The following is a 22,785-nucleotide window of genomic DNA, read 5'->3' on the forward strand; positions in this document are numbered from 1 at the left end:
GTCAGGACTCCACGGCCAGGATGTCCGGCACGACGTCACGCAGCTTCTCGAACGGCACCGCGCCGTTGCGCAGCACCCGGGGCACGTCGCCGGTGACATCGACGATCGTGCTCGGCGCCGGGTCGGCGGCCACCCCGGCCTCCAGGTAGACGCGGACCGCGTACTCGAGCTGGTCGCGGGCCTCCTCGGCGGTGACCGGCGACGGCTGGCCGATCTTGTTGGCCGTGGTGACGGCCATCGGGCCCACCTCGCGCAGCACCTCCAGCGCGACCGGGTGCAGCGGCATCCGGACCGCGACCACACCGCCGGTGTCGCCCAGGTCCCACTGCAGGCTGGGCGAATGCTCGACCATGATGGTCAGCGCGCCCGGCCAGAACGCGTCGGCCAGCTCACGCGCCGCCCGGGGCAGCGAATAGACCAGGCCGTCCAGGGTGTGCCGGGAACCGACCAGCACCGGCGGGGGCACGCGCCGGTCCGCGCCGCGGGCGTTCTGCAGGGCATTGACGGCATGCGCGGTGAACGCGTCCGCACCCACGCCGTACACGGTGTCGGTGGGCAGCACGACGAGCTCACCGCTCTTGACCGCCTCGACAGCCGCGGCGATGCCGCGATCGCGCTCGGCCACGGCCCGACAGTCGTAGAGCATCACAAGTTGCAGTGTGCCATGGCGCGCACGAAGTGCCCTACACGCGGCGGGCCGTCGCATATCGTGGGCGGCCGGTCAGATCCTGATGGGCGGCGACCTCGGTGAAGCGCCCGTCGGCCCGCAGCAGCTCCGGCACCGCCGCCGCATGCACATCGTCGTGCTCGATTCCGAGCACACCGCCGGGCCGCAGCAGCGCCGCGGCCAGGGCGATCACCGGCCGGATCACGACCAGGCCGTCCGCGCCACCGAAGACGGCCTCCGCCGGGTCGTGGTCGGCCACTTCCGGGGGTACGGCGGTTCCGTCAGGTACGTACGGCGGGTTGCACAGCAGCACGTCCACCATGCCCCGGCAGTCGGCCAGCAGCCCCGGATCCGTCACGTCGCCCGGCACCACCCGCACCACGGGGAACGCCGCGGCATTACGGCGCAGATAGGCGAGCGCCGCCGCGGACCGTTCCACCGCGACGACCCGGCCCGGCGTGGCCTCGTCGGCGACCGAGCAGGCGATGGCGCCCGTACCGCTGCACAGGTCGACCACCGTGGCACCCGGCGCCGTGTGCTCGATCCCCCAGCCGGCCAGCAGCTCGGTCTCCGGCCGCGGCACGAACACCCCCTCGCCCACCGCCAGCTCCAGATGCCGGAAGGCCGCCGTGCCGAGCAGATGCTGCAACGGGATCCGCTGCGCCCGCTGCTCGACCAGTTCGGTGAACCGGCTCGCCTCGTCGCCGCGGACGGTGTCGATCAGCAGCAACCGGCCGCGCCCCACCCCGAGAACGTGCGCGGCGAGCAGTTCGGCATCGACGCGCGGCGACGAAACACCCGCCCCGGCAAGCAGTGCGGTGGCCTTGGCCAGCACCGGGGCCAAGCGCGTCCGTTCCGTTCCGGTCGAGGGGTGTTCGTGCGTCGGCGTCACGGCATAATCATGGAACGTCGTCTCTCGACGGTGACCGGCCGGGTCACTCGGCGATGAACGGCGTCGGCGGGAGGGGCCTGGATGGCCGTGGCGGCACCATGACGTGGCTCGATCAGCTCGGCGACAACGTTGACGACCTGCGTACGGCGGGCAAGCTCCAGCAGGGCGGCCGGTCCGCGGAGGCGTTGACGATCCTCGACAAGGTGCTCGCCCGTACGACCGACCCGCTGACCCGGGCGTATGCGCTCGTCCAGCGGTTCGGCGCCCTGATCAACCTGGGCCGGGTCGCCGAGTTCGCCACCGCGATGACGCTCGCCTCGAACGCGGTCCGGGAGACCTCCGACCCGTATCTGCGCGGTCAGATGCACGCCTTCGCGGCTCTGGGCGCCCATCTGCAGAGCGCCCTGGACCGCGGGGTCACCCACCTCGTGCAGGCGTCGCGGGCGCTGGCGGCGGTGCCGGACGGCGACAGCGAGACGGCGTGGGGCTGGCACGACCTCGCCATGGCGTACAGCTATCTCGGTTTTCACGGCCACGCGCTGACCGCGATCGAGCAGGCCCGGCAGGTCGGCGCCGCGGCCGGCATGGCCAGCGAGGTCTTCGCCGCGCCGGGCATCCGGCTGCGCAACGCGGTCTCGCTGGACCACCAGGGCGACACCGACGGCTGCCTGCGGGTGCTGCGCGACATCGACGCGGAGCTGACCCGGTATGTCGCCACCGGCGCCGACGTGCGGCTGCGCCCGAGCAGCCGGCCGGTCTACGGCTACGCGCTGGCCCGCCGGGCGGCCCTGGGTGAGTCCACCGAGACCGACGTGGCCGCCCTGCTGACCGGCGGCGGCGACAGCGTGCGCTCCCGCGACCTGCGGCACCTGGGCACCGTGTGCCTCGACATCGCCGCCGACAAGGCCGGGAACGCGTTGCGCAAGCTCGACGCCGTACCGGTCTCCCAGGAGATCCTCGGCCCGGCCGAACCGGCCCGGCTGCGCAGCATCTGCCACTCCTCGGCCGGCGATCACGAGGCCGCGCACGCCGCCGACCGGCACGCCTTCCGGCTGGCCGCCCAGCGCATCGACCGGCTCCGCGACGGTTACCTGGACGGGGTCGCGGCCCGCCTCGACGCCGAGGAGACCCACCGCGACATGGGCCGCTACGGCGACGAGAACCTCACCGACCCGCTCACCGGCCTGCCCAACCGCCGCCAGCTCGAACGCTACGTGGCGGCGATGCTGGCCCGCGGCGAACGCGCGGCGATCGGGGTCTGCGACCTGATCGGCTTCACCGCGGTCAACGCCCGGCACGGCCGGCACTGCGGCGATCTGGTGCTGCAGCGCATCGCCGGCGTGCTCAACCGGGTCATGCGCCGCGGCGACTTCGTGGCCCGCTTCGCCGGCGACGAGTTCGTGGTGGTGCTGCCGGGCGCCGGGCCCACCCAGGCGGCCGAGGTCTCCCGGCGGATCAGCGCGGCCGCCGCCGCGGAGAACTGGCAGGTCCTGGTCCCGGGCACGCCGATCGGCCTGGCCGCGGGCTGGTCCGAGGTCGGCACGAACGGCCGTACGCTCAGCGCCGCCCTGGCCGCGGCGGCTTCGCACCGTACCCCCGCGTAGGACGCCGAAGTCCTACGCTCGGGGAATGGCGGTGATCGAGCTCGGCCTCGTCAGTGAGGGGGGCGACGAGCAGGACGCCCGGCCGGACCGGCGCCCGCTCGGCCGGCGGGACCTGCGGTCGTTGCTCGTCGCCGTCGTCGCGGCCGCCAGCGTGCTCACGGTGACCGGGTCGGCCCGGCCCGACCCGAGCGGGCTGACCCAGCTCTGGAGCATTCCGTTCGAGCTGGGCAGCGGCGCCTACATGCTCACCCCCGACAGCGTCTACGTGCTGACCCAGCCCGGGGAGGACCGGCTCAGCGCCTACGACCTGCGGACCAGCGAGCTGCGCTGGTCTCATCCCGCGCCGGACGACAGCAGCTGGCTGAGCGGCATCCGCGCGGGCGCACTGCTGCTACCGGCCGGGCCGGAGACAGCGATGTACGAGGACGCCGACGGCTCCACCGTCACCCGCGAGTTCAACCGGGACACGGCCGCCGTCGACACCGTCACCGGCCGCCTGCTCTGGCGGCAGCCCGGCGAGCTGATCACCGCCGAAGGCGACCGGGCCCTGCTCACCGAGTGGAACAAGGCCGGCGACAAGGTCACCACCTTCCGAGCCGTACGGCTGCGCGACGGCAGCACGATCTGGTCCCGCCCGGCCGGGGACATCGGCTCCTGGACCACCGACACCGCACCCGGCACGACCGCCGAGCGCCTGGTGACCGTCACCGCGCAGGGCCGGGCCGAGGTGCTGAACCTGGACGACGGTTCCGTGGTGGCCACCGGCACGCTCCCCTGGCTGCCACCGACGGCGGCGGAGACCGACTACACGACGCTGATCGTGGACGGCACGCAGCTCTACCTGGAACGCAATGAGGGCGACACGTCCACAGTGACCGCCTACGACACCGACAACCTGCGGCAGCTCTGGCGCATCCAGCAGACGGCGCCGGGCGGCGTCTACGGCTGCGGCCCGGTCGTCTGTCTCAACGGGACGAACGCCACCACCGGCCACGACCGCGCGACCGGCGCGGTGCGCTGGCGGATCGCCGGCGCCGCCAACGGCTTCCCCCTGCTCAACGGTCTGCTGCTGGTCGGCGACGACGAGACCGGCGCACGACACCGCCTGGTCGACACCGCCACCGGACGGCAGCTCGTCGACCTGGGCACGGCGATGCCGGTCTGGGACTACCGGCTGAACGGCACCCGCTACGTGGTCGCCCGCGCCCAGAATTCCAACGACCTGACACTGATCAGCCAGGTGGACCCGGAAGCCGGCGAGGTGCTGCTCCGCGGCACAGTCTCGGCGGTGCTCGACTTCGGCTGCCAGAGCAGCAGCGACCTGATCGTCTGCGAGACCTCCGACAACCGGCTGATCGTCACGGACGTCGGCTGATCTCCGTCCCACCGGCCAGCCGGGCGGCCCGGTCGGCCTCCGCCAGCGCGTCGAGCACCGGATCCAGCTCCCCACCGAGAACCAGATCCAGGTTGTACGCGGTGTAGCCGATCCGGTGGTCGCTGATCCGGTTCTGCGGGAAGTTGTACGTCCGGATCCGCTCCGACCGGTCCACCGTGCGGACCTGCAGCTTGCGGGCGTCGGAGGCGGCCGCGTCGGCCTGCTCCTGGGCCATGGCGAGCAGCCGGGACCGCAGGATGCGCATCGCCGACTCCCGGTTCTGCAGCTGGCTCTTCTCGTTCTGGCAGCTCACCACGGTGCCGGTGGGCAGGTGGGTGATGCGTACGGCCGAGTCGGTGGTGTTGACGGACTGGCCACCGGGACCCGACGACCGGAACACGTCGACCCGGATGTCGCCCGGCTCGATGTGCACGTCGACATCCTCGGCCTCGGGCAGCACCAGCACGCCGGCGGCGCTGGTGTGGATCCGGCCCTGCGACTCGGTGACCGGCACCCGCTGCACGCGGTGCACGCCACCCTCCCACTTGAGCCGCGACCAGACGCCGTGGCCGCCCGCGGGCACACCCTTGGTCTTGACCGCGACCGAGACGTCCTTGACCCCGCCCAGATCCGAATCCTGCGCGTCGATGACCTCGACCACCCAGCCGTGCTTCTCCGCGTACCGGGTGTACATCCGCAGCAGGTCGCCGGCGAACAACGCCGACTCCTGACCACCCTCACCGGCCTTGATCTCGACGATCACGTCCTTGGCGTCGTGCGGGTCGCGCGGGATGAGCATCTCGCCGAGCTTCTCCTCCAGCGGCGCCAGCACGGCGGCGACCGCCTCGACCTCGGAGGCGAACGAGGGATCCTCGGCGGCGAGCTCCTTGGCGGCGGCCAGGTCGGCGCGGGCGGCCTCCAGCTCGGCGTTGGCGGCATTGAGCGGCGCGAGCTCGGCGAAGCGCCGCCCGACCCGCCGCACCAGGGCCTGGTCGGAGTGGATGGAGGGGTCCTCCATCTGCTTCTCGAGCTGCGCGTACTCCTCGAGCAGGGTCGACAACCGGTCTGTGCTCACGCCGCGCCTCCTTCGCTGGGGATCGAACACACGAACGGCGCCCGACCCCGGATTCCGGGGTGGGCGCCGTCGAGGTAGCTACTTCTTCTTGGTCGCGTTGACCTTCGCGTACTTGGCCTGGAACTTGGCGACCCGGCCCGCGGTGTCCAGCACGCGCTGCTTGCCCGTGTAGAACGGGTGGCAGGCGCTGCAGGTCTCGACGCGGATCTCGCTGCCCTTGGCGGTGCTGCGGGTCGTGAAGGTGCTGCCGCAGGAGCAGATGACCTCGGTCGAGGTGTACTCCGGGTGGATACCGCTCTTCATGGTTACTCGGTCCCTCTCGATGAAGTGGTCGCCGGGTCGCCGTCAGCACCGAACCGCCCCGCTAGGGCGGACGACTCGAGCGTGAACCGGAACCTTTACTGGCCGATGGACCAGTCTGCCATGTCACGTGCCCTGATCCGAAATCAGGAGGCATTCCTGCGTCCGTGATCGATAACGTGAGCCGCCCTCACCGCATTCCCGCGGCGGGGATCGCACGGGAGGAATTGGCATGACGCTGCTCGCGGACGTCCTGGACCCGGCCGAACTGGCTTCGGCGGTCGAAAACGGGCACGTACGGGTCCAGCGTCACCCGTCGCGGCCGTACGAGATCTACAACTACACCGAGGCCTGCCAGTACGCCGGCGCCTGGACTCCGGTCACGCTGGCCTGCCGCGGCCTGATCGTGACGGGCGACACAGTGCTGGCCCGGCCCCTGGCCAAGTTCTTCAATCACTCTGAGGGCCACGCGCCCCGGCTGCGGCCGGACGCGCCCGTCTCGGTGACCGACAAGGCCGACGGCAGCCTGGGCATCATCTTCCCCGACGAGGACGGCTGGGCGGTCGCGACGCGGGGCTCGTTCACCTCGGACCAGGCGCGGCACGCGACCGCGGTGCTGCGCACCCGCTACGCGGACTTCACGCCGCCCGCGGGGCTCACCGTGCTGGTCGAGATCGTCTACCCGGCCAACCGGATCGTCCTCGACTACGGCGGCCTGGACGACCTGATCCTGCTCGGCGCCGTCGACATCGCGACCGGCCGCACCTTCGGCCCGGCCGCCGTGCCGCTGTGGCCGGGCCCGGTCGTGGAGTCGTTCGCGTACGCGACGCTGGCCGAGGCGCTCGCCGCGCCGCCGCGGGACGGCCGGGAGGGGCTGGTCGTGCACCTCACCGACTCCGACGAGCGGGTGAAGATCAAGTACGCGGAGTACGTACGGCTGCACCGGCTCGTCACCGGGCTCTCCGCCCGTACCGTATGGGAGGTGCTGGTCTCCGGCGGTGACCTGGACGCGCTGACCGAACCGCTGCCCGACGAGTTCCACGCGTGGGTCAGCGCGGTGGCCGCCGAGCTGACCGGCGCCGTCGCGGCGCTGGCGCAGGCCGTCGAGGCCGAGTTCGCGGCGATCGTGGCCGAGCTGCCGGCGGGCTGGGGCCGGCGCGAGTTCGCGGCCCGGGCCGTGCGCAGCGAGCACCGTGGGGCACTCTTCCTGCGGCTCGACGACAAGGACTACCGTCCCGGCCTGTGGCAGCTCGTCCGGCCGGCCGGCGACGTCACCCCCGGCGGTTACCAGGTGAGTGAGGAATGACCAGACTGCTGATCACCCGGGGGCTGCCCGCCTCGGGCAAGACCACCTTCGCGCGCAAGCTGCAGCCGCAGGTCGTCCGGGTCAACCGCGACGACCTGCGGCGGATGCTGCACGGGCAGCGCCTGTTCACCCAGTGGGCCGAGGGCCAGGTGACGCACGCCCAGCGGGCCGCCGTGGAGGCACTGCTGCGCGCCCACGCCGACGTGATCGTCGATGACACCAATCTGCGGGCCAAGACGGTACGGGAGTGGGCCGAGCTCGCCGCGCGTTTCCACGCGAGTTTCGAGGTGCACGACTTCACCGATGTGCCGCTCGAGGAGTGCCTGCGCCGCGACGCCGGGCGGCCTGACGACGAGCGGGTCGGTGAGGCCGGGATCCGCCGGATGCACCAGCGGTATCTGGCCGGCAAGAACCTGCCGCTGCCGGTCCCGTACGTCGATCCGGGCGGGCCGGGTGTCAACTACGACCCGGATCCGGAGCTGCCGCCGGTGGTGCTGGTGGACATCGACGGCACGGTGGCGCTGATGAACGGCCGTAGCCCGTACGACTGGGGCCGGGTCGGTGAGGACGCGCCGAATCCGGCGGTCATCGCGGCCGTGCGGGCCATGCACGCGGCCGGGCACGCCATCGTCTTCTGCTCGGGGCGGGACGAGGTTTGCCGCGCCGAGACCGAGGCCTGGCTGGACCTCTACGTCGATGTGCCGTACGAAGGACTCTTCATGCGGCCCGAGGGGGACTCGCGCAAGGACGCCGTCGTCAAGCGGGAGATCTTCGATCGGGAGATCCGCGACCGCTGGCGGGTCATCGGGGTTTTCGACGACCGTCAGCAGGTGGTACGTATGTGGCGCGCCCTGGGCCTGACGGTGTTCCAGGTGGCGGAGGGGGACTTCTGATGGACGGGCGGGACGGGAAGTATCCGCGGACTTTCCACCTGCCCGACTCCCCCGGGGCCACCGCCGACGACAAGATCCAGCACGATCTGTCCTGGTTGGACGGTGAGCTGGTGGTGACGGAGAAACTCGACGGCGGCAACCTCACCTTCACCCGCGACGCCATGTACGCCCGTTCCGTCGACTCCGGCACCAACCCGTGGGACCGGCCGGCCAAGGCGTTGTGGGCGATGACGGCGTACCGGATCCCGGACGACTGGCGGGTCTGCGGCGAGTCCATGTGGGCCCGCCGCAGCATCGCCTACACGGACCTGCCGGGCGTCTTCATCGTCTTCGGCATCTGGGACGAGACGGACACCCTGCTCGGCTGGGACGACACCGTCGACTGGGCGCAGCGCCTGGAGCTGCCGGTGGTGCCGGTCCTGTACCGCGGCGGCAGTCTCAGCGAGGCCCGCGCGGCCTGGGGCAAGATCCGCGACCCGGAGACCTCGGAGGGTTTCGTGGTGCGCAGCGCCGGCCGCATCCCGGCGGCCGAGTTCCCGCACCGGCTCCTGAAGTGGGTCCGTGCGGACCATGTCCGCACGGACGCGGCCTGGCGCCACCGCGACGACTTCCCGCTGAACGAGTTCGCCTGAGCCGGGTTTGCCACGCACGGACATGTCATCGGCGGGAGTGCCCTGTGTCAACCAACCGGTTGTGGATCTTGTTGGAGGAGGGTTTGTAAGGCGCGATGTTGGGCGGGTTGGTAGGGGGTGTGGGTGGTCCAGCATTTGTAGATGATGCTCAGCCAGGCACGGGCCAGGATCCGGACGGCGTGGTTGTGGTTCTTCCCGCGGGCGCGGGCTTGTTGGTAGAGATGCGCGGCCCAGGGGTTGGCCAAGCGGCTGTCGCCGGCGAAGTCACAGACCGCGTCGCGCAGTTGTCTGTCGACGGCCCAACGGAACGCCACGATGCGGGTGTGACCCGACTGCCGCGTTGACGGGGTGACCCCGGCCAGCCCGGCCAGGGCGGCGGCGGTCGGGAACCGGGCCCGGCAGTCACCGATCTCGGCCAGCAGCCGGGCCGCGCGCACCGTCCCGGCCCGCGGCAGAGACGTGAAAATCGCCGCGTCGGGATGCGCGTGCAGGGCGGTCTCGATTTGCTGCTCGAGGGCCTCGATCTGGGCCATGACCGCGTCCAGGGCGGCCAGGTAGGCGCGGGTGATCCCGGCCAGGGCCTGCCCGGCCGGGCCGGTGACACCCGGGACCGCGGCCCGGAGCCGCTGCAGCAGCACGGCCGCGGGTTTGCGGGTGTAACGCCGCCCGCGCAACCACGCCGCGAGGTGGTCTTCGGTGAGGGCGTCCACAGCGTCCTGGGTGCCGAAGTCGGCCAGAAACGCCCGCGATACCGGCGCGTCCAGCTCGGCGAACAACCCGACCACGGCGGGCAGCACGGTCAGCAGATGCGCCCGCAGCTGATTGGCCACCGCGATCCGATGCCCGACCAGGTCCTTGCGGGCACGCACCAACGCCCGCACCGTGCTCGTGTCGGCCTGGTCGGGGATCAGGGGTGTGAGGCGGCGCCGGTCGGTGCGCACCACATCGGCCAGCACGAACGCATCAAACCGGTCGTCCTTGTTCCCGGCCGAGCCATACCGGCCGCGCAGGGCTTTGACCTGCGACGGTGCGATCACGAACACCGTCAGACCCGCCGTCAGCAGCGCTGACACCAGTGGCCCGTCGCCGCGTTCGATCCCGACCCCGCTGACCTGCGCACCGGTCAACACCGTGATCAGCGAGGCGATCCCGGCCTTGTCATGGCTGATCGTGACCCGCTCGATGACCACGCCGTCGGCGTCGATCAGACACCCGAGGTGATTGTTTTCCGCCCAGTCGACACCAGCGAACACCACTCGCGCCGCCGGACCAGGCTCAGGCACACTCATAGCTGCTTCTCCTGCTGCTCAAATCCAGTAGGAACAAGCATCTGGTGGTCCCGGGGACCGTCACTGCCGGACGCTCAATTGAGGGCGCTCAACGGCGCAGTAGCCCTGTCGCCAGTCAGGACGTCCCCGGACCGCCAGACCTCGCTGACACTCCCGCAAGCCCTCACACCGGGGGCAGCAACGGTGGGCGATGGCCTGACGAACCCAGATGCCGCCCGGCCCTGACGGGCCGGACGGCATCCATGGTCCAGCAATGAGCGACGGTCGGCGCCATGCAACCAGGCACGACCGGACATTGATCTTGATCTTGCTATCCCGCGAAGGGGCAGCGACTCCCGTCCTTGGCGAGCGATTGCGCCTCGGGGTCCAGGTAGAAGTTCGGGCGCAGGTCGAGCTCCTCGTAGTAGCGGTGGAAGACCGGCGTGATGCCGCCGGACATCGGCGGCACGATCCAGGTCCAGTCCGCCGGCACCCGGCGGCCGGCCTTCTCCTCGTTGCGCAGGTGGGTCAGGAAGCGGGCCGATTCGGTGTGGTGGTCGGTGATCTTCATACCGGCCTTCTCGTACGAGTGCAGCACCGCCCGGTTCAGCTCGACCAGCGCCCGGTCCCGCCACAGCGTCGACTCGCGGCTGGTGTCGAGTCCCATCCGGGCGGCGACGATCGGCAGCATGTTGTAGCGGTCGGCGTCGGCCAGGTTGCGAGCGCCGATCTCTGTGCCCATGTACCAGCCGTTGAACGGCGCCAGCGGGTACTGCACGCCGCCGATGGTGAGCCGCATGTTGGCGATCGCGGGGACGGCGTGCCAGCGCAGGCCGAGCTCCGCGAACCAGCCGAACTCGGGATGGGTCAGCGGCACTTCGAGGATGGCGCGTTCCGGGAGCTCGTAGAGGCGTACGCCTTCGGCCGGGGTCTCGATCGCCACCGGCAGCACGTCGAAGGCCTCGCCCTTGCCGCGCCAGCCGAAGCCCTGCATGGCGGCGGTGAACTGTTCGTTGCGCGGGTCCCCGACCGAACTGCCGTCCTCGGTGCGGTAGCCCGCGTAGCGGATCAGCTGCTCGTTCCAGACCCGCGCGTACGGCTGGCCGGGCAGTGCCGGCGCGAAGATGCTGATGACCGGCCGGATCGCGCCCGGGCGTTCATTGCCGCCGCCGGCGGTCTGCAGGTGGTGCACCAGCAGCGAGAAGATCTCGTCCGCGGTCCGGGCCCGGCGGCGGTCCAGCACGACCAGGCTGCGCCAGTAGAGCCGGCCGATGCAGCGGCTCGCGTTGCGCCAGGCCATCTTGGCGCCGTACGTCAGCTCCTCGGTGGTGTGCACGTAGCCGCCGGTCGCCGCGATCTGCGCGCGCACGATGGCCAGTCGCGGCTCGACCGGGCCGAGCCGGGGGTTCTCGACGTAGCACTGCCGCAGGAAGTCCTCGGCCTCGCCGGGATCGACCGGTGCGATCGGGTCCCATTTCTCGGTCGGTTGGTCCCGGTAGCCAGGGATCATCGAGCGTCCTCCCCACATTGAGCTGAGGTGTGAGGGGGAGGTTCGCATGATCCCGTAAGGGTCGAAACGCACACGTTGTGCGACAAAGGGGCAGCCACCTCGCGGTGACTGCCCCTTTATGCCGTTTTCGGGCGTTTACTCGCCAGGCGTGGACTTGGCGATCTGCATCAGGAACTCGATGTTCGTCCGGGACTGCTTGAGCCGGTCGAGCAGAAGATCCAGGGCCGCCGAGGACTCCAGCGAGCTCAGCACCTTGCGCAGCTTGTGGACGATCGCCAGCTCTTCCTTGCCGAGCAGGATCTCCTCCTTGCGCGTGCCGGACGGGTGGATGTCGATGGCCGGGAACGTACGCCGGTCAGCGATCTTCCGGTCGAGCTTGAGCTCGGCGTTACCCGTGCCCTTGAACTCCTCGAAGATGACGGTGTCCATCATCGAGCCGGTCTCCACCAGCGCCGTCGCGAGAATGGTGAGCGAGCCACCGTTCTCGATGTTGCGCGCCGCACCGAGGAACCGCTTCGGCGGGTACAGCGCGGTCGAGTCGATACCACCGGACATGATGCGGCCGGAGGCCGGCGCGGCCAGGTTGTACGACCGGCCGAGCCGGGTCACCGAGTCGAGCAGCACGACCACGTCGTGACCCAGCTCGACCAGGCGCTTGGCCCGCTCGATGGCCAGCTCGGCGACCGTGGTGTGGTCCTGCGGCGGCCGGTCGAACGTGGCCGCGATGACCTCGCCCTTGACCGAGCGCTGCATGTCGGTGACCTCTTCGGGCCGCTCGTCGACCAGCACGACCATCAGGTGGCACTCGGGGTTGTTGTGGGTGATCGCGTTGGCGATCGCCTGCAGCACCATCGTCTTACCGGCCTTCGGCGGCGAGACGATCAGGGCCCGCTGGCCCTTGCCGAGCGGCATGACCAGGTCGATGACCCGCGTGGTGAGGATGTGCGCCTCGGTCTCGAGACGCAGCCTCTCCTGCGGGTACAGCGGGGTCAGCTTGTAGAACTCGGGACGCCGGCGGGCCTCCTCGGGCTCCATGCCGTTGATGGTGTCCAGCCGGACCAGCGGGTTGTACTTGTCCCGGCGCTGGTCACCACTGCCGCTGTCGCGCGGTGCGGCCCGCACGGCACCGGTGACGGCGTCCCCGCGACGCAGCCCGTGCTTCTTGACCTGCGACATGGAGACGTAGACGTCGTTGGGGCCGGACAGGTAACCCGTGGTGCGGACGAACGCGTAGTTGTCCAGCACGTCGAGGATGCCGGCCACCGGCACCAGCACGTCGTCCTCGTTGACGTGCGGCTCGCGGCCACTGTCACGACCGCTGTCCCGGCCACCATCGCGACCTCCGTCGCGGCCACCGTCACGACCGCCGTCGCGGCCACCACCGGTGCCACCGCCCTCGCCGTCACGGTCCCGGCCACGCCGGCGGTCCCGGAACCGGCTGCGCCGGCTACGCCGACCGCCTTCGCCGTTGTCGCCGTCCTCGTCGTCCGGGCCGTCGTTGCGCGGACCGCGATCGTTGCGGTCGGTGCGCTCGTTACGGTCGTTGCTGCCGCGGTCGGGGCGGTCGTTGCGGTCGCCGCCCTCGGCCCGCTGCGGGTTGCGCTGGCGGTCCCGGTTGCGCGTCTCGCCACGCTCCGGCCGGTCCCCCCGGTCGGCGCGTTCGGTGTCGCCCTGGCCATCGGCCGGTGCGCTGTCGCGCCGGCTCTCGCCCTGGTCGCGGCCGTTCTGGCCGTTCTGGTCCCGACCGGCCTGGTCGCGGCCACCCTGCTCACGGCTGCCCTGCTCACGGCTGCCCTGCTCGCGGCTGTTCTGCTCCCGACCGGCCTGGTCGCGGCCGTTCTGGTCGCGGCCGTTCTGGTCGCGGCTGGACTGGTCGCGGCGGCTGCGGCGGGCCGGCTCGGCCTCGGTCGCGGGCTGCTCGGTTGCCGGAGCCGCGGACTGGGCGGCGGGCTGGGCAGCCGGGGCCTGCGTCTCGGGAGCCGGTGCCGCCGTCGCCTGGGCCGCCGGGGCCTCGACCACTGCGGCCTGGGCCACCGGGGCCTCGGCTACGGAAGCCTGGGTCGCCGAAGCCTTGGCCGCCGGAGCCTTGGCGGCGGGCTCGGCCGCCGCGGCAGCGGAACCGTTCGTCGTGCGCGGGCGCGGGGTGCTGGTGGCCTTGGTCGAGGCAGCCGGGGCCCCGCCGCTCTGGCGATCCGAGATGGCGGTGATGAGCTCGCCCTTGCGCATCCGCGCGGTGCCGGAGATGCCGAGGGAGGCGGCGAGACTCTGCAGCTCGGGCAGCAGCATCGCCGACAGCCCGGTGCCGCCGCGGCGACGCTTGGTGACAGCAGCGGTGGTGGCGCCGTCGTCAGCGACGTCAGAAACACCCGACGTCACGTCGGTGGTGTCGCTCAATGGATTCCTTCCGTCGAAAAAGCCAAGTCCACCCGGGTCTGCAGCCTGGTGGCCGGGTGCCCTCGGAACCCGCTTCGCAACTGCGGCGCGGGAGTTTGCAGCACGGCAGCTCGACGGTTTCCCGACCCGTCGGACAGTGACGGATAGGTCTCGGCGAGTGCAGCGATCTGGAGATCCGCTGCTCGGCGACGTGCCTTGATGAGAATTGAGACCGGCAGAATGCCATGAGTCTCGGGTGCGCGCCGAACCGCAGAGATCGCTTGCTTCGCGGCTGTGCTAGGTCTTGAGCGTAGTCAACTCGGACGACCTGCGGCAACAGGGCCCCGCTCGGCGTGTTCCACCATACTCCCTTTGACAAGGGCGCCGCCGCTATCCACGCCCAACGACTCGGCGCGCCATTCGGTTCCGGGCCGGAAATCGGCAGGTACCGGGCTCAGGGCCAGCACCGTCGGCCCCGCGCCGCTGACAACTGCCGCAACCCCGACAGAACGCAGCGCCGCCACGAGCGAAGCCGTGCCGGGCATCGCCTCGGCCCGATACCCCTGATGCAGCCGGTCCTCGGTGGCAGCGAAGAGAAGCTCGGGCTCCCGGGTGAGGGCATGAACCAGCAGCGCGGCCCGGCCGGTGTTGAACGCGGCGTCCGCATGGGGCACGGTGCTGGGCAGCGCGGCCCGCGCGGTGGCGGTCAGGCCGCGTTCCTGCGGAACAAAAAGCGTCGGTTGTACGCCGGGAGCGACGTCCAGCCGTACGGCCCGGGAACCGCTCGCCTCGGTCCAGGCGATGGTGAAGCCCCCGAGCAGGCAAGGGGCGACGTTGTCGGGGTGCCCCTCCAGCCGCGCGGCGATCCGCAGTGCGGCCTCGTCATCCAGCTGCTCCCGTACCAGCGCACGGGCAAGCTGCACCCCACCGACGATGGCCGCGGACGAAGACCCGAGCCCGCGCGCCTGCGGGATGCGGTTGACACACTCCACGGCCACCCCGGCCGGACGGCCACCGAGCTCGTCGAACGTGGCGAGCATGGCCCGCACCACCAGATGACTCTCATCGGTGGGCAGCTCACCGGCACCCTCACCGGTCACGGCAACGGTCCAGGAATCCCCGGTGACCCGGGCACTCAGGTCGTCGTAGAGCGTGAGCGCCAGACCCAGCGTGTCGAAGCCCGGACCAAGATTGGCGCTGGTCGCCGGGGTACGCACCCGCACCGGCTCGGAGACGAAGGTCAGGCCCATCGCCTCATGCTAGGCGTTGATCATCATCCGCGGGATGTCGCACCCGGCCGTTAAGGTCGCGGGCATGACGGTGGGATACCTGTTCTCGGGCCTGCTGGGCCACCTGCCCCTGCTGGCGGTGCTGATCGTGGGCTTCGTCCTGGTCGCCACCCGGCGAGACCGGCTGAGCCCACGCAGCACGCTGTTCGCCCGGCTGGGCCTGGGCGCGCTGATGCTCGGCAGCCTGCTCCAGTTCGCCTGGACGATGCTGATCCCGGTGCTGTACTCGTCACTGGACTACTCAGCGACCCGGTACGGCATCGTGTTCGGCCTGATCGGGCTGATCACGGCCTTGATCTCGGCGGCGGGGGTGGGTCTGCTCATCGCGGCCGTGGTGACGCGGGGGTCGGCGCCGGGCTTCGCGAGGCCGGTGCCAGGCGGTCAGCCGTTCGCCGGACCAGCTCCGCAGTACGGGCCGGGCTTCGAAGGCCCTGCTTCTCCGGGCGACCAGCCCTACGGGAATTCACCTCCTGGCGGCCAGCCCTATGGCAATTCGCCTCCCGGCGGCCAGGCCCAGGGAAACTCCCCTCCCGGCGGCCAGTCCCACGGGAATTCGCCTCCCGGCAGCCAGTCCCACGGGGGCTTCCATCCCGGCGGACAGCCCTTTGGGGCCGGGGACCGGCCTGCTGACTCACCGTTTGCCGGCTAGCTCCGCCACGGCTTACCCGCGCGGCTGTCCGGCGCGCGGCGGGCCGGCATGGCGCGGACCGGCATGGCGCGGACCGACCCGGCGCCAGCGGGCCCGCGGCTGTCCAGCGGACGCGGGCCGGCTGGCGCGGGCCAGCGAACGCGGCCAGCGGGCGCCGGCGCCCGCCAGCCGCTCCGACCACGGCCGGTCGCTACAGCTAGTGCTTCGGGGCGGAGGCAGAGGCGGGGTCTGCGTCTGGGTCGCCGGGGAGGCCTTCCGCGGCAGGGCCTTCGTAGGTCGGTCGAGCACCACCCGTGGGCGGCCCCTCAACCGGAACCACACCATCGGCCGGGACCGCACCTGCCGAGACCCCATCGTCGGCCGGGACCACACCGTTGCCCGAAACCGCACCGTTGCCAGAAACCGTGCCGTGGCCCGAGTCCCCACCGCCGGCCGCGACCACCCCGTGGCCCGAGTCCGCGCTGTCGGTCGAGGCCACGCCGTTGCCCGAGGCCGTGCCATCGGGATGGTTCGGTGCTGGGCTGGGCGGTTGTTCGCTGTCGTCGGCGGCAGTCGGGTCCGCGAGCGACAGATGACGCGTCGCGAAGCGCCAGCCGATCGCGTACAGCAGGGTGATCAGGCCGCAGGCGATCAGGATGACGCGTTCGTCCACGCGGTCCACGAACGCCGCCGCCCCGAGCTGACTCACTGAGATCGCGAGCGTCGCCAGCATCATGTCGGTGGCGAAGACCCGGCCGCGGAGCCGGTCCGGCACCTCGCCCTGCAACGCGTAGTTGGACAGCACCCAGTTCGTCCCGCCCGCGAAGTGGGCCACGAAGACCAGCGCCAGCACGAGGGGGAACCACGGCGCGAAGGCCACCCCGATGTATCCGAGGCCGTACAGGCCCATCGACAGGGCCAGGCCGGGCAGCAGCCAGGTGCGGTGGTTCAGGACCGGCCGCATCACCAGCGGTCCGACCAGGGCACCGGCGCCGCGTACCGCGAAGAGCAGGCCCGCGCCCAGGGCGCCGACGCCGTAGATGCCGGCCAGCAGCGGGAAGACCGTCAGTACGCCGTTGCCGAGGCCCACCGCTGACTTCACGGTGACCAGAGCCCGCAGTCTCGGCCGGGCCCCGATGTAGCGCAGCGCTTCGATCAGGGCGTGCCAGGCTCGCGGCGGCACATAGTTCGGGTCTCGTGGCGCCTGGAGCGGCCGGCGGATCATCGCGGTCAGCACGGCCGCCACGAACAGGCTGACCGAGGCGACCGCGAAGCTGACGTACGGGCCGAAGGCGCTGCTGACGATGCCGCCCAGTGAGGCGCCGACGATGGTCATCGTGCCCCAGGCTGAGCCGGCCACCGAGTTGGCTGCGGCGAGGTCCGCCGGGTCGACCACGTTCGGCAGGGCCGCGGACGCCGCCGGGGAGTAGAAGGCCTTGGCGATCGCGACGGCGCCGATGGCCACCAGGGCCAGCGGCGCGGTGGCCGCCGACCGGACGAAGAACAACAGCAGGATGGCCACGAGCGCGGCCACGTTGGCCGCGATGAGGATGGTGCGGCGGTCCAGGCGGTCGGCGACGGTTCCCGTGTACGGCAGCAGCAGCGCATTGATCCCGGTATCCGCGGCCAGCACCAGCGCGCCCCACACGCCGCTGCCGGTCAGCTCGGGCAGCAGCACCAGCAGCGGCACCATGACGAACCAGTCGGAGCCGAACACGACCAGCTCGGCCCCGAACAGCCGCCGGAAGTCACGGTTACGGGTAAGGACCGAGAAGGGAGTCGCCACGTACCGGAATCTACCGGTCGGGTCTTGATGCGGCGCGGCGGCCGACCCCGCAGGGCCGGCCGCCGCGTCATTGTCAGGCCGGCGGTGGTGTCGCCGGGCGGCGTGGCATCTTCAGAACCTCGAACTGGTCCGTGTAACCGCGCAGGGCCCCGCTCTGCGGCTCTGCCTCGGCCCGCGCCGGCTGCCCGGCCGGTGCGCCCTCCGGCGCCTCGTGCGCGCCACCGCTCGAGTCCGGGACCGGGTCGTCGGCCGGAACCGCGCCCCCGGGCTCGTCGGCCGCGTGCTTCGGCGTCTCCGCCACCTCGGTCGCGCCGCTGCGCTTCATCGCCTTGCGGGCCCGGCGCCGTTCGCGCCGGGTGCGGCCCTTCAGCTTGGTGTTCTCCACCATGGTGTAGAGCGCGGGCACCAGGACCAGGGTCAGCAGGGTCGAGCTCACCAGGCCGCCGATGACCACGATGGCCAGCGGCTGCGAGATGAAGCCGCCCTCGCCGGTGAGCCCGAGGGCCATCGGCAGCAACGCGAAGATCGTCGCGATGGCCGTCATCAGGATCGGGCGCAGCCGGTGCCGGCCACCCTCGACGACGGCTTCCTGCACGCCCAGCCCTGCCTGGCGGTAGTGGTTGATCAGGTCGAGCAGCACGATCGCGTTGGTGACCACGATGCCCACCAGCATCAGCACACCGATCAGGGCCGGGACACCGAGCGGGGTGCCCGTCGCCAGCAGCAGCGCGATCGCGCCGGTCGCCGCGAACGGGATGGAGATGAGCAGGATCAGCGGCTGGAGCAGGCTGCGGAAGGTGGCCACCATGATCACGAAGACGATCGCGATCGCGGCCAGCACGGCCAGGCCGAGGTCGGCGAACGCGTCCGCCTGGTCCTGGCTGACGCCACCGATCTCGTAGCTCGCACCGGCCGGCAGCTGCAACGCGTCGAGCCGCTTGGTCAGCTCCGTCGTGGTCTTGCCGACGTTCGAGCCGGTCGCCGTGCCCTCGACCGTGACGCTGCGGTTGCCGTCGATCCGGGTGACCTCCTCCGGACCGTCGACCTCGGCGATGTCGGCCACCGAGTCGAGGGTGACGAGCTGGCCGCCGGGCGTGGTCAGCGGCAGCTTGCGCAGGGCGTCGGCGCTGGCCGGCGGTGCGCCCAGCGCGAGGACGACGTCCTGGCCGACCCCGTTGACGGTGATCTGCCCGGCCGGCGCCGAGCGGAACGCCCCGGCCACCGACTGACCGATCGCGGCCTCGGTGAGCCCGCGGGCCGCGGCGGCGGCCCGGTCGACCTTGACGTCCAGGCGCGGAACGCTCGCCGCGAGCGTGCTGCTCACGTCGGTGACCTCCGGCGTGCCGGCCATCGCGTCCTGCACCTGCTTGGTGGCGGCGGTCAGCGCCGGCTGATCGCCCGCCTGCACCACGACGGCCAGCGCGCTGCCGTCGAAGCCGGTGCCGCTGTCGTTGCCGACGGTGACCTCGCCGACGTCCGTCATCCCCTTGAACTGCTCGCGCAGCTCGTCGGAGACCTTGGCCGCGTCGACGTCCTCCTTGAGCGCCACGTTGAAGCTGGCGCCGCTGGCCCCGCCGGAGCCGACGAACGGGTTGAACTCACCGTTGCCCACGGTGACCTGGTAGTTCTTGATGTCGTTGCGGGCGGCCAGCACGGTCTCGACCTTCTTGGCCGCCGCGTCGGTGGTCGCCAGGTCGGTGCCCACCGGCAGGTCCTGGGTGAGCGCGATGGTGTCCTGGCCGGACTCGTCGAGGAAGTTGGTCTCGAGCCGGCTGGCCAGGCCCAGCGTGCCGATCAGGATGACCATGCCGATCGCGATGGTGCTCCAGCGGGTGATCCGGCTGCGGGTCACCCAGCGGATGATCGGCAGGTACGCGCGCTGCAGCGGGCTGCGCAGCTCCTTCTCCTCGGCGGCCCGGCGGACCTCCTCGGACTCGGAGCCACCGGCGGCGGGCCGCAGGAACCAGTACGCGAGCACCGGCACCACGGTCAGCGACACGAACAGCGAGGCGACCAGCGCGACCGTGACCGTGATGGCGAACGGCGCGAAGAGCTGACCGACGAAGCCGCCGACCAGGGCGATCGGGGCGAACACGGCGACCGTGGTGAGCGTGGAGGCGGTGACCGCGCCGGCCACCTCCTTGACGCCGGTCGTGATCGCGTGGACCTTCGTCTCGCCGTACCCCAGATGCCGTTTGATGTTTTCCAGCACGACGATCGAGTCGTCGACCACCCGGCCGACCGCGATGGTCAGCGCCCCCAGGGTGAGCAGGTTGAGCGAATAGTCGCCGAGTTTGAGAGCGATGAGCGCGATCACCACGGACAGCGGGATGGACACCGCGGTGACCAGCGTCGAACGCACCGACAGCAGGAACACCAGGATGACGATCACGGCCATGATCAGGCCGAGCAGGCCCTCGGTGGTCAGGCTCTCGATCGACTTCTCCACGAACGGCGCCTGGTCGGTGATGACCGTGAGCTTGGCGTTCGAGGACTTCTCGAGCTCGGCGATCTTGTCGCGGACCTCGTGGGAGATGTTGACCGGGTTGCCGTCCGGCGACGCGGTGACCGCGATGCCGAGGCTCTCGACCCCATCCGTACGCGTGAACGACGTGGCCGTGGCCAGCTGCTGGTTGACCGACGCGACGGACCCCAGGGTGACCGGGCCCTCGCTGCCGCTCAGGTAGAGGCCCTTGAGCTCGTCGAGCGTCTGGATCGGCTGGCCGACCTGCACGCTCAGCGAGCGGCTGCCGTCGGTGACCGCACCGGCCGGGATCGAGACGCCGTTGCTCTGCAGCAGGGTGGCGATCGCGCGCGGGTCGACGCCCGCGGCCCCGAGCTTCGCGCGGTCGGGCGTGATCACGATCTGCTGGGCCCGGGTGCCCGTGACGGCCACCTCGCGGACGCCCTCGATGGCGTTGAGCTCGGGAACGACGCTCTGCTGGAGCCGGTTGGCCAGCGCCGCCTGGTCCTTGCCGCCGTCGGACGCGGCCAGGATGATCGCCGGGATGTCGTCGGTGCTGCCGGCGAAGATGGTCGGCTCGACGTCGTCGGGCAGCGTCGGCTGGATCCGGTTGACCGAGGTGGTCAGCTGGTTGACCGCGTTGTCGAGGTCGGTGCCGAACTCGAAGAGGACCTGGATGGTGGCCGAGCCCTCACGGGTGGTGGACGTGATGGTGTCCAGGCCGTCGGCGCCCTTGACGGCGTCCTCGATCGGCTTGGTCACCTGCGCTTCCATGATCTCCGGGCTGGCACCGGGCAGGACCACCCCGATGAACGCGCCCGGGAACTCGAGCGAAGGCAGCAGCTGCTGCTTGAGCGACGGCACCGTGTAGATGCCGAAACCGGTGATCACCACCGCGATGAGGGCGACGAGCCCCCGGTTGGCGAGACTGAGCCTGGTCAGAAATGACATGTGCTCCCCCGTGAAAGTTCGGCCAAGGCATATAGTTTGCCCGACGCGAACAAATGGTTTTCGCCGGGGTCCGCTGATAGCGTCCCGTCACAAGAAGGACGCGCTCCGGCCACCGGTGCGCAACACAGGAGGTGCGGTGGCCGAGAAAGAACGACTCATCGCCGACATTATGGGCGCGCAGCAGCGGCTCCAGCACCTGTTCGCCTATGACCGCTCGGACCCGCTCTTCGCCTCCCAGCTCACCATGCCGCAGCTCAAGATCCTGCTGCTGCTGCACCGCTTGGGCGACACGTCGGGCCGGGAGCTGGCCGGGCTGCTGGGCGTGAGCCTGGCGACGATGAGCGGCATGGTCGACCGGCTGGTGGCGCACGACCTGGTGACCCGGACGGAGGACCCGCACGACCGCCGGGTCCGCCGGATCACGCTGAGCAGCACCGGCGCCGGCATGATCGCCAACATCATCACGGCTGGGACGGAAAAGCAGACCCGGGTGCTGAAGCGCCTCACGGACGCGGAGCTGCGCACGGTCGCGGAAGCGATGACAGCGATGGTCCGCGCGGCCTCCGAGGAGGCCGAGTCAGCGGCGTGCGGCGTTCCCCAGGACCAGCCGGCCGTCAACGCGACCAAGTCCTGACCCACCCGCCGCAGCGAAACGACGAGCGCGACGGCCCGCCCGCGAGGGCCGGCGCGCGGCGCGCGACCCAGCCAAGAGCAGTCCGCGTCAGGCCAGATCGAGGGCCTGGGCGGCCGCCATCACGTCGTTCCTGATCGTGGTCGGCGAGGGCGCGGTGCTGATCGCCCACTCCGGGTCCTTGAGGCCGTGCCCGGTCACCGTGCAGACCACCGTGCTGCCGGCCGGGATCATCCCCGCCTCCGCCTGCTGCAACAGACCGGCCACACTCGCCGCGCTGCCCAGCTCGACGAAGACACCCACCTCACGGGCCAGCAGCCGATAGGCCGACAGGATCTCCCGGTCGGTCACCGCCGAGATGAGCCCGCCGGAGCTGTCCCGGGCGTCGAGGGCCTTGGTCCAGCTCGCCGGGTTGCCGATCCGGATGGCGGTGGCGATCGTCGACGGCTCGGGCACCACCTGGCCGTTGACGATCGGGGCCGCGCCCGAGGCCTGGAAGCCGTACATCTTGGGCACGACCTTGCTGTTGTCCGCCTCGTGGTCCTCCTGGTAGCCCATCCAGTAAGCGGAGATGTTGCCCGCGTTACCGACCGGCAGGCAGTGGATGTCGGGCGCGGTGCCGAGCGCCTCGACGATCTCGAAGGCGGCCGTCTTCTGCCCGTGCAGGCGGAAGATGTTGACCGAGTTGACCAGCGAGACCGGGAAGTCCTGGGACAGCTTCGAGGCGAGCGCGAGGCAGTCGTCGAAGTTGCCGTTGACCTGGAGCAGCTTGGCCCCGTGGACCAGCGCCTGGGCCAGCTTGCCGAGCGCGATCTTGCCCTGTGGCACCAGCACCGCGCAGGTCAGCCCGGCCCGCGCGGCGTACGCGGCCGCGGAGGCACTCGTGTTGCCGGTCGAGGCGCAGATGATCGCCTTCGACCCCTCCTCGACGGCCTTGGACACGGCCATCGTCATGCCGCGGTCCTTGAAGGAGCCGGTCGGGTTGGCCCCTTCGACCTTGAGGTACACGTCCGCGCCCGTGCGCCGGGACAGCACCGGCGCGGGCACGAGCGGCGTGTTGCCCTCATGCAGCGTGACCACCGGGGTGGTCGCGGAGACCGGCAAGCGATCCCGGTACGCCTCAATCAAGCCCCGCCACATG

Annotated in this window: 17 protein-coding genes and 1 pseudogene; 7 read left to right on the forward strand and 11 right to left on the reverse strand. The window is 71.2% G+C overall.

What is annotated here, in order from left to right; genetic code table 11:
• Position 1: 1 nt before the first annotated feature.
• Both ACQP2Y_RS40875 and prmC read right to left on the reverse strand, forming a co-directional pair.
• The gene (locus ACQP2Y_RS40875) at positions 2–646 is read right to left on the reverse strand and encodes an L-threonylcarbamoyladenylate synthase (RefSeq protein WP_433721704.1); all 645 of its coding nucleotides are present in this window, start codon (positions 644–646) and stop codon (positions 2–4) included.
• 37 nt (positions 647–683) lie between these two features.
• Entirely contained in the window at positions 684–1,559 is an 876-nt protein-coding gene (gene prmC, locus ACQP2Y_RS40880; protein WP_433721705.1) for a peptide chain release factor N(5)-glutamine methyltransferase, read from the reverse strand.
• A gap of 98 nt (positions 1,560–1,657) precedes the next feature.
• On the opposite strand from prmC, the gene ACQP2Y_RS40885 reads away from it, so the two are divergent.
• Positions 1,658–3,163 (forward strand): diguanylate cyclase domain-containing protein, encoded by a 1,506-nt coding sequence (locus ACQP2Y_RS40885; protein ID WP_433721706.1) that lies wholly within the window; start codon positions 1,658–1,660, stop codon positions 3,161–3,163.
• 25 nt (positions 3,164–3,188) lie between these two features.
• Positions 3,189–4,538, forward strand: a complete 1,350-nt coding sequence (locus tag ACQP2Y_RS40890; protein WP_433721707.1) for a hypothetical protein — start codon at positions 3,189–3,191, stop codon at positions 4,536–4,538.
• On the opposite strand, the gene prfA is transcribed toward ACQP2Y_RS40890, so the two are convergent.
• Both prfA and rpmE read right to left on the reverse strand, forming a co-directional pair.
• Complete coding sequence (prfA, locus tag ACQP2Y_RS40895) at positions 4,522–5,613, reverse strand: peptide chain release factor 1 (RefSeq protein ID WP_433721708.1); 1,092 nt, start codon at positions 5,611–5,613, stop codon at positions 4,522–4,524. The genes ACQP2Y_RS40890 and prfA overlap by 17 nt on opposite strands.
• A gap of 78 nt (positions 5,614–5,691) precedes the next feature.
• Entirely contained in the window at positions 5,692–5,916 is a 225-nt protein-coding gene (rpmE, locus tag ACQP2Y_RS40900; RefSeq protein ID WP_433721709.1) for a 50S ribosomal protein L31, read from the reverse strand.
• A 229-nt stretch (positions 5,917–6,145) separates the two neighbouring features.
• Here rpmE and ACQP2Y_RS40905 point away from each other — a divergent pair, with 229 nt between their 5' ends.
• Genes ACQP2Y_RS40905 through ACQP2Y_RS40915 form a run of 3 tightly spaced genes read left to right on the forward strand, consistent with a single transcriptional unit; the run spans position 6,146 to position 8,744 of the window.
• Positions 6,146–7,219: an RNA ligase gene (locus ACQP2Y_RS40905; protein ID WP_433721710.1), complete on the forward strand. Its 1,074-nt coding sequence runs from the start codon at positions 6,146–6,148 to the stop codon at positions 7,217–7,219.
• Positions 7,216–8,112 (forward strand): AAA family ATPase, encoded by an 897-nt coding sequence (locus ACQP2Y_RS40910; RefSeq protein WP_433721711.1) that lies wholly within the window; start codon positions 7,216–7,218, stop codon positions 8,110–8,112. Before ACQP2Y_RS40905 ends, ACQP2Y_RS40910 begins: the two co-directional genes overlap by 4 nt.
• Positions 8,112–8,744: an RNA ligase family protein gene (locus tag ACQP2Y_RS40915; RefSeq protein WP_433721712.1), complete on the forward strand. Its 633-nt coding sequence runs from the start codon at positions 8,112–8,114 to the stop codon at positions 8,742–8,744. Before ACQP2Y_RS40910 ends, ACQP2Y_RS40915 begins: the two co-directional genes overlap by 1 nt.
• 47 nt (positions 8,745–8,791) lie before the next feature.
• Here the strand turns inward: ACQP2Y_RS40915 and ACQP2Y_RS40920 are convergent, their stop codons facing one another.
• From ACQP2Y_RS40920 to thrB, 4 genes are all read right to left on the reverse strand, one after another.
• Entirely contained in the window at positions 8,792–10,033 is a 1,242-nt protein-coding gene (locus ACQP2Y_RS40920; protein ID WP_433721713.1) for an IS110 family transposase, read from the reverse strand.
• Between the two features lie 310 nt (positions 10,034–10,343).
• On the reverse strand, positions 10,344–11,522 hold the full coding sequence (locus ACQP2Y_RS40925) for a nitric oxide synthase oxygenase (protein ID WP_433721714.1): 1,179 nt from the start codon (positions 11,520–11,522) through the stop codon (positions 10,344–10,346).
• 135 nt (positions 11,523–11,657) lie between these two features.
• On the reverse strand, positions 11,658–13,916 hold the full coding sequence (gene rho, locus ACQP2Y_RS40930) for a transcription termination factor Rho (RefSeq protein ID WP_433721715.1): 2,259 nt from the start codon (positions 13,914–13,916) through the stop codon (positions 11,658–11,660).
• Positions 13,917–14,209: 293 nt separating this feature from the next.
• On the reverse strand, positions 14,210–15,145 hold the full coding sequence (gene thrB, locus ACQP2Y_RS40935) for a homoserine kinase (protein ID WP_433721716.1): 936 nt from the start codon (positions 15,143–15,145) through the stop codon (positions 14,210–14,212).
• A gap of 16 nt (positions 15,146–15,161) precedes the next feature.
• Between thrB and ACQP2Y_RS40940 the strand changes: the two genes are divergently transcribed.
• Positions 15,162–15,833, forward strand: a complete 672-nt coding sequence (locus tag ACQP2Y_RS40940) for a hypothetical protein (RefSeq protein WP_433721717.1) — start codon at positions 15,162–15,164, stop codon at positions 15,831–15,833.
• A gap of 535 nt (positions 15,834–16,368) precedes the next feature.
• Here ACQP2Y_RS40940 and ACQP2Y_RS40945 read toward each other — a convergent pair.
• Positions 16,369–17,598, reverse strand: a pseudogene (locus ACQP2Y_RS40945) (MFS transporter); the annotation flags it as partial.
• 73 nt (positions 17,599–17,671) lie between these two features.
• Positions 17,672–21,013, reverse strand: a complete 3,342-nt coding sequence (locus ACQP2Y_RS40950; RefSeq protein WP_433721718.1) for an efflux RND transporter permease subunit — start codon at positions 21,011–21,013, stop codon at positions 17,672–17,674.
• A 136-nt stretch (positions 21,014–21,149) separates the two neighbouring features.
• On the opposite strand from ACQP2Y_RS40950, the gene ACQP2Y_RS40955 reads away from it, so the two are divergent.
• Entirely contained in the window at positions 21,150–21,647 is a 498-nt protein-coding gene (locus ACQP2Y_RS40955) for a MarR family winged helix-turn-helix transcriptional regulator (protein WP_433721719.1), read from the forward strand.
• Between the two features lie 87 nt (positions 21,648–21,734).
• Here ACQP2Y_RS40955 and thrC read toward each other — a convergent pair whose 3' ends face one another.
• The gene (gene thrC, locus ACQP2Y_RS40960) at positions 21,735–22,784 is read right to left on the reverse strand and encodes a threonine synthase (RefSeq protein ID WP_433721720.1); all 1,050 of its coding nucleotides are present in this window, start codon (positions 22,782–22,784) and stop codon (positions 21,735–21,737) included.
• Position 22,785: the final 1 nt, after the last annotated feature.

The sequence above is a fragment of the Actinoplanes sp. CA-051413 genome (assembly GCF_050955795.1).
GTDB lineage: Bacteria > Actinomycetota > Actinomycetes > Mycobacteriales > Micromonosporaceae > Actinoplanes.

What these genes read in the sequence shown, in the direction of transcription:
- ACQP2Y_RS40885 (WP_433721706.1), top strand. Translation starts at nt 1,658, where the DNA reads ATGACGTGGCTCGATCAGCTCGGCGACAACGTTGACGACCTGCGTACG.
- ACQP2Y_RS40915 (WP_433721712.1), top strand. Translation starts at nt 8,112, where the DNA reads ATGGACGGGCGGGACGGGAAGTATCCGCGGACTTTCCACCTGCCCGAC.
- ACQP2Y_RS40950 (WP_433721718.1), bottom strand. Translation starts at nt 21,013, where the DNA reads ATGTCATTTCTGACCAGGCTCAGTCTCGCCAACCGGGGGCTCGTCGCC.
- thrC (WP_433721720.1), bottom strand. Translation starts at nt 22,784, where the DNA reads ATGTGGCGGGGCTTGATTGAGGCGTACCGGGATCGCTTGCCGGTCTCC.
- ACQP2Y_RS40920 (WP_433721713.1), bottom strand. Translation starts at nt 10,033, where the DNA reads ATGAGTGTGCCTGAGCCTGGTCCGGCGGCGCGAGTGGTGTTCGCTGGT.
- thrB (WP_433721716.1), bottom strand. Translation starts at nt 15,145, where the DNA reads ATGGGCCTGACCTTCGTCTCCGAGCCGGTGCGGGTGCGTACCCCGGCG.
- ACQP2Y_RS40910 (WP_433721711.1), top strand. Translation starts at nt 7,216, where the DNA reads ATGACCAGACTGCTGATCACCCGGGGGCTGCCCGCCTCGGGCAAGACC.
- ACQP2Y_RS40925 (WP_433721714.1), bottom strand. Translation starts at nt 11,522, where the DNA reads ATGATCCCTGGCTACCGGGACCAACCGACCGAGAAATGGGACCCGATC.
- ACQP2Y_RS40890 (WP_433721707.1), top strand. Translation starts at nt 3,189, where the DNA reads ATGGCGGTGATCGAGCTCGGCCTCGTCAGTGAGGGGGGCGACGAGCAG.
- rpmE (WP_433721709.1), bottom strand. Translation starts at nt 5,916, where the DNA reads ATGAAGAGCGGTATCCACCCGGAGTACACCTCGACCGAGGTCATCTGC.
- ACQP2Y_RS40905 (WP_433721710.1), top strand. Translation starts at nt 6,146, where the DNA reads ATGACGCTGCTCGCGGACGTCCTGGACCCGGCCGAACTGGCTTCGGCG.
- ACQP2Y_RS40875 (WP_433721704.1), bottom strand. Translation starts at nt 646, where the DNA reads ATGCTCTACGACTGTCGGGCCGTGGCCGAGCGCGATCGCGGCATCGCC.